Here is a 6,117-nt window from a genome sequence, read left to right as displayed (position 1 = left end):
CGACGCTCTGCGTCGCCAAGAGGACGCGGAGCGTCCAGAACGGCATACGACGCGGAGCGCCGCACGATGGTCGGGATTCAGCGTGGTAATGCAGTTCGCGACGCTCTGCGTCGCAAGAGGACGCGGAGCGCCGACACGCTAGTTGAGTTTTCGCGTGTTTAAAGCGCGAAGCGCGACACCATGCTGTTGAGGTCCACGGCCAGGCGTGACAGCTCGGTGCTGGCCGCGCTGGTCTGGTTGGCGCCGGTGGTGGATTGTGCGGACAGGTCGCGGATGTTGACCAGGTTGCGGTCCACTTCGCGAGCGACTTGCGCCTGCTCTTCGGCAGCGCTGGCGATGACCATGTTGCGTTCGTTGATCTCTTCGACCGCGACGTTGATGGTGTTCAGCGCCAAGCCTGCGCCCTTGGCGATGTTCAAGGTCGATTCGGCGCGTTCGGTGCTGTTGCGCATCGAGCTCACCGCCTGCTCCGTACCGCTCTGAATGCTACCGATCATGCGTTCGATTTCACTGGTCGATTGCTGAGTACGGTGCGCCAGGGCGCGGACTTCGTCGGCGACTACAGCAAAGCCACGCCCGGCCTCACCGGCGCGTGCAGCCTCGATGGCGGCGTTGAGGGCGAGCAGGTTGGTCTGGTCGGCCAGGCCGCGAATCACATCCAGCACCTTGCCGATATCACGCGATTCACTGGCCAGGTTGATGATCAGTTCAGCAGTATCTTTCACATCACCGCTCATGCGTTCGATGGCGCTGACGGTTTCCTGAACCAGATCACGACCGTCGCCAGCAGATGTTGCAGCGTTGCGCGACGCTTGTGACGTGCTGACGGCATTGCGTGCGACTTCTTCCACGGCGCTGGTCATCTCGTTGACCGCGGTGGCCGCCTGCTCGATTTCGTTGTTCTGCTGCACCAGCCCGCGTGCACTTTCGTCGGTGACAGCATTGAGCTCTTCAGCAGCCGAGGCCAGTTGCGTGGCCGAACCGGAAATGCCCTGCAACGTGTCGCGCAGCTTGTCCTGCATGGTTTTCATGGCCAGCAGCAAACGACCTGCTTCATCGGTGCCGTCGATCTCGATCGGACGGGTCAGGTTGCCTTGCGCGATGGTCTCCGCTGCATGCAGAGCTGTGGCAATCGGCGTGGTAATACTTTTGATCAGCATCCAGGCAAACACGATGGTCAGCAGGGTGGCAGCGATCAACAGTCCGATGACCAGATTGAATGCCGAGTCATACTCGCTGGACGCATCCTTCTTCACCTGGTTCAACTGAGCCGTGTTGAACTCCACCAGTTTGCTCAGCACAACGTTCATCTGGTCAGAGTTGTTGAGCATTTCGTTATTGAGCAGGCCCTGCAACTCATCGATCTTGTTGGCGCGGGTCAGGGTCTTCAGGCGCTCTTCAAGCTGGCGATATTGTCCCAGCAGTTGTACGTACTGGCTGTAGAGATTGCGCTCATCGGGATCGCTGATGAGCTTCTCGTAAATCGCCTGAGCGTCAGTGATCTGCTTGTTGCGCATCGCCATCAAATCGATGGTTTTCTGCTGGGTTTCCGGGTCGCGGTTGACCAGCAATCGGTAGGACAGAACGCGCAACCGGATGCTGACTTCAGCAAATCGGTCAAGGCTCTTGATGCTCGGCACATTGTTGTCGGCCAGCACTTCAGTGGCGCCACGGATCTTGCTCATCTGTGACAGTGCAAATACACCCAGAATCAACATGAGTGTGCCGATTGTGGCAAATCCAAGAAACGCTCGGGGCGCGATGTTCATATTTCGCAGGGACATAGAAAGCTTCCAGGGTCAGGTACGCGATCCATGCGATTGAAAGACGGAGATAAAGCCGTGAATGGGGGGCCTATCGGTCATGCGACTAAAGTATTGAGTCAGTAGGCACTAAATATTGACGACTTATTACTGACGGTTATTTTTGAATATGACAAACATTCGCACAAACCCTTGAAAAGACTGGGTTGAGGGGGATTAGGGTGATGTCAGTTTGCCCATTGGCTGTGCGCATTTGTCGCAGTTCGGGACGGTCTGACGAACAGCAGGAACCGGATTCCGAATACGTAGTCACAAGCCCCCTACGCGTCTACGTTATGGACATGTCAACGTCATGACAGATCAGTATCAAAGCCTGAGCGCTGGCATGCGCAGCGACTTTTCTTTATCGTACGCGCCCGTTGAAATTTGCTCGAGAAATCAAAATGTTGGAAGCCTCCCTTAGCCAATTGGAACAACTTGTCGGTGATCTGGTGCAACAGAACCAGGCCCTTCAAGACACAAATGCACAGCTCGGTGCCGAGCTGGCAAAAGCCAAGGACGAGAACGAGAACTTGCAACTGAGCCTGATGGAGCAGGAAGAGAAGCAGGGCAGCACCGCCGCCCGTATCCAGGCACTGGTTGATCGCGCGACCAGCGCAAGCGCTGTTGGCGCATGAACGTCGATGGCAACGGTGTAACCGTTCTCACCATTCTGGGTAATGAGTACTCGGTCAAAGCCCCGGCCGGTGAAGACCTGACCCTCATGAAGGCCGCCGCGATGCTCAACGCGTCGCTGGCCGACACCAAGCGCAAATACCCGACGTTGATCGGTGACCGTCTGCTGGTTCTGGCAGCGCTGAACCTCTGTTCGCAGCAAATCGAGCTTGAGCAATTGCACAAGGTCGAGCTCAAGCGTTACCGCGAGCAGGTGGACGCGACCGTGGATGTAATCGCCAAGACAATTTCCCAGAGCTGAGCGCAGGTCGCAGTCAAAACGAGTGCGATTGTTTACGTCTGCGCCATTGCCCGAGTCGCTCTTCCAGTAGTCGCGGGCTGTCGATCTGCTGACGACGGGCGTGGCTGAACAGGATCAGCGCCAGCTCTGCGGTGACCAGTGCATCAGCGCTGGCGTTGTGACGCTCTTCGGCATGCAGGCCAAAAAACTGCGTCCAGTCGTCCAGCCCTGCGTGACGCAGATTGGCTTGCTCGCAGAGCATCGGGGCGATTTCGGCGGCATCGAAAAACGGATGCTGCAAGCGGTAGTCCAGGCTTTCTTTCAGCGCGCGCGACAGCATGTGCTGATCGAACGGCGCATGAAAACCCAGAATGGGGCTTTCGCCGACGAACTCCATGAAGTCCAGCAACGCCTCGGCCGGCTCGCTGCCCGCGGCAATCGCACTCGGCGCCAAGCCATGAATAAGCACGGCCGGGCTGACCTTGTGATCGATGCGCAACAGCGTGCGCTCGAACTGCTGGCCCAGATCGATGGCACCGTCTTCAATCACGACCGCGCCGATGGACAGCACTTGATCACGGTTCATGTTCAGGCCACTGGTTTCAAGGTCCAGCACTACCCAGCGCTGTTGGCGCAACGGCTTGTCGCTGAGGTTCGCGCAGACCGGCAGCTTCTTGAGGCGATCCAGTTGATGCGCTTGCAAGGGTGTCTTTTTCGCGCGCGGCTTGAGCCATTCGAACAGGTTCATAGTTGGTAACGCAGGGTCAGGCTGGTTTGCAGTCGCTGCGCCTGGCGAAACGATTCGCGCAGAATGCGTCTGTCCAGATGGTTGAGCGTGTCAGGGTCGATGCGATTGGAGTAGGGAAGGTTCTGGCGGCTTTGCAGTTGATGTTGCTGCATGCGGGTCTGCTGAATGAAGTGGTAAGCCTCTTCATACGCAGCGCCATCCAGCGGGTCGATGACTTCACGTTCGACCAGTTGGCGCAGGCGTTCCTGGGTATTGTTGACGCCGACACCGTTGGCCAGCGCCAACAGGCGCGCCCCGTCGACAAAGGGCGTCAGGCCTTCGGTCTTGAGGTCCAGGGTGTCTTTTTCGCTGCCTTTGCGCGCTAGCACGAAATCCTTGAAACGGCCTACCGGCGGCCTTTGACGCAGAGCGTTCTCGGCCATCATGCGCTGGAACAGCTTGTTGTCTGCCACCTGATCAAGAATGCCGCGGCGCAGTTGCTCGCCGCCACTTTCATCGCCCCAGACCACGCGTAGATCGAAATAGATACTCGATGCCAGCAGGTTCTCCGGAGTTGCTTCGCGGATAAAGGCTGCAAAGCGCTTTGACCATTCGAGCCGGGACAGGCACAGGTCGGGGTTACCGGCCATGATGTTGCCCTTGCACAGGGTAAAACCGCACTGCGCCAGGCTTTGATTGATGCGCTCGGCAATCGGTAGCAGTAACGTGCGGATCTGCTCTGCTTCTGCCGCATCGCTGGCTTCAAACAGAATGCCGTTGTCCTGATCGGTATGCAGCGTCTGTTCGCGACGGCCTTCGCTGCCAAAGCACAGCCAGCTGAATGCAATGCCGGGGTCGCCTTTTTCTGCAAGCGTCAGCTCGATCACGCGGCACACGGTGTGGTCATTGAGCAGGGTGATGATCTGGGTTATCTGGGTCGAAGAGGCGCCGTGGGCCAGCATGCGGTCGACCAACTGGACGATATCGCCTCTTAAACCGGCGAGCGCTTCGATACGCGGTGCATTGCGGATGGTCCGCGCCAGGTGGACCAGGTCGACCCGTTGCAAGGAAAACAAATCGCGCTCCGACACCACGCCACACAATCGCCCGTCTCTGACCAGGCACACGTGGGCGATGTGACGTCCGGTCATGGCGATAGCCGCGTCGAATGCGCTGGCGTCCGGGCTCAGATGGAACGGCGACAGGCTCATGGTGTGTCTGACCGGCGCGCTGAAATCGGCATTCACATCGGCAACCGCTTCACGCAGGTCGCGCAGGGTAAAAATCCCCAGCGGGGCCTGCTGCTCGTCGACAATCACGATGCTGCCTACCTGCTGTTCATGCATCAGTTTCACCGCGTCGCGCATGGGTGTTTCAGGGCTGCACATCACCGGGTGACGCATGGCCAGTTCGCCGAGACGTGTATTCAGTGAATACTGCGTGCCCAGGGTTTCAACGGCGCGCTGCTGAACCTGCTGATTGACCTGATCCAGCAGGCTGCTGACACCTCTCAGGGCAAAGTCGCGGAACGTTGTGGAAAGCGCGAACAGTTTGATGAACGCCTGCTTGTTCAATTGCAGGCAGAAGGTGTCCTCGGCAGCCAGGTGTTCGGTACGAGTGGCACGCTCGCCCAGCAGGGCCGCAAGTGGAAAACACTCGCCAGTGGTGATTTCAAATGTTGTTTCTGTGCCGCCTTTGGCAGAATGCGGACGTTCACCGACGATTCGCCCCTGCTTGACGATGTAAAAGTGCTCTACCGGGCCATCGCCAGGCTTGATGATGCTTTCATCCGCGGCATAGAACCGGAGCTGACACTGCTCTACGAGGTACGCCAGATGCGCGTTTTCCATCTGGTTGAAAGGCGGGAATTTTTGCAGAAACTGCATGGTGCCGTGTATGTTCTGTAGCACGGCTGTCTTGCCTGCCTGGGTGAAAGCATCTGCCTTGCTCATGGCCTGTTCCGCGTTCTTGTTATTGGTGCTCATGGTCGGCCGCTTGCAGCCAGGTGCCCATTGGACGTAAGTCTTACGCTTGAACCGAGTGACAGTGCCGTGTCTGCTGCGGCGTAACTGATTTGACGAACGCAATGGATTGCGAGCGAAGACTGGCCAGGATGCCGACGAAATGCATCGCAGATTTATCCATATCTGCTGTCGGATTAGTTCAGGGAATGATGAGATTGCAATGATTGATCACGATATTTTGAGCGACGAAGAGCGTAATGCCCTCCATGAGGTCATGCTCACGCCCGCCCGTGACGCACCGCAACGAGTTCTGATCGTCGATGACGACAGCGACGCGCGAGAGCTGCTGGCCGAAATTCTGAGCCTCAATGACATCAGTTGCATGACCGCACCCGGTGGCGACAGCGCGCTTGAAATGATCCAGACGCGTCAGTCCATCGGACTGCTGATCACCGATTTGCGCATGGCGCCTTTCGACGGGCTGGACCTGATCCGCAAGGTAAGGGAGTCGGATCGCGCCGAACTGCCGATCATTATCGTCTCCGGCGATGCCAACGTGCGCGATGCCATTGATGCCATGCACCTTAACGTGGTGGACTTCCTGCTCAAGCCGCTTAACACCAAGCAACTGGTGAAGCTGGTGAAGCGGGAGTTGGGGATAAGTTGAAACGGTGAGCCTTTGCGGATTGCTCATCCGGCAAGGACAAG

Annotated in this window: 6 protein-coding genes; 3 read left to right on the top strand and 3 right to left on the bottom strand. The window is 57.8% G+C overall.

Annotated elements, in window-relative coordinates; translation table 11 throughout:
• Positions 1–158 precede the first annotated feature (158 nt).
• Positions 159–1,769 (bottom strand): methyl-accepting chemotaxis protein, encoded by a 1,611-nt coding sequence (locus AO068_RS23090; RefSeq protein ID WP_442963736.1) that lies wholly within the window; start codon positions 1,767–1,769, stop codon positions 159–161.
• 437 nt (positions 1,770–2,206) lie between these two features.
• Between AO068_RS23090 and AO068_RS23085 the strand changes: the two genes are divergently transcribed.
• Both AO068_RS23085 and AO068_RS23080 read left to right on the top strand, forming a co-directional pair.
• On the top strand, positions 2,207–2,440 hold the full coding sequence (locus tag AO068_RS23085) for a hypothetical protein (protein ID WP_002555595.1): 234 nt from the start codon (positions 2,207–2,209) through the stop codon (positions 2,438–2,440).
• Positions 2,437–2,739 carry a cell division protein ZapA gene (locus AO068_RS23080; RefSeq protein WP_005735052.1) on the top strand — a complete coding sequence of 101 codons (303 nt, stop codon included), beginning with the start codon at positions 2,437–2,439 and terminating at the stop codon, positions 2,737–2,739. The genes AO068_RS23085 and AO068_RS23080 overlap by 4 nt, the downstream gene beginning before the upstream one ends.
• A gap of 13 nt (positions 2,740–2,752) precedes the next feature.
• Here AO068_RS23080 and AO068_RS23075 read toward each other — a convergent pair whose 3' ends face one another.
• Positions 2,753–3,466, bottom strand: a complete 714-nt coding sequence (locus tag AO068_RS23075) for a 3'-5' exonuclease (protein WP_058409555.1) — start codon at positions 3,464–3,466, stop codon at positions 2,753–2,755.
• Positions 3,463–5,397 carry a putative nucleotidyltransferase substrate binding domain-containing protein gene (locus AO068_RS23070; protein ID WP_058401036.1) on the bottom strand — a complete coding sequence of 645 codons (1,935 nt, stop codon included), beginning with the start codon at positions 5,395–5,397 and terminating at the stop codon, positions 3,463–3,465. Before AO068_RS23070 ends, AO068_RS23075 begins: the two co-directional genes overlap by 4 nt.
• Positions 5,398–5,629: 232 nt before the next feature.
• On the opposite strand from AO068_RS23070, the gene AO068_RS23065 reads away from it, so the two are divergent.
• On the top strand, positions 5,630–6,076 hold the full coding sequence (locus AO068_RS23065; RefSeq protein WP_057403209.1) for a response regulator: 447 nt from the start codon (positions 5,630–5,632) through the stop codon (positions 6,074–6,076).
• The last annotated feature ends 41 nt before the right edge of the window (positions 6,077–6,117 follow it).

The organism is Pseudomonas sp. ICMP 3272, assembly GCF_001466905.1.
GTDB classification, from domain to species: Bacteria; Pseudomonadota; Gammaproteobacteria; order Pseudomonadales; family Pseudomonadaceae; genus Aquipseudomonas; species Aquipseudomonas amygdali.
The sequence above is the reverse complement of the archived record's forward strand: the minus strand, read 5'-3'. Positions and strand labels throughout refer to the sequence as shown.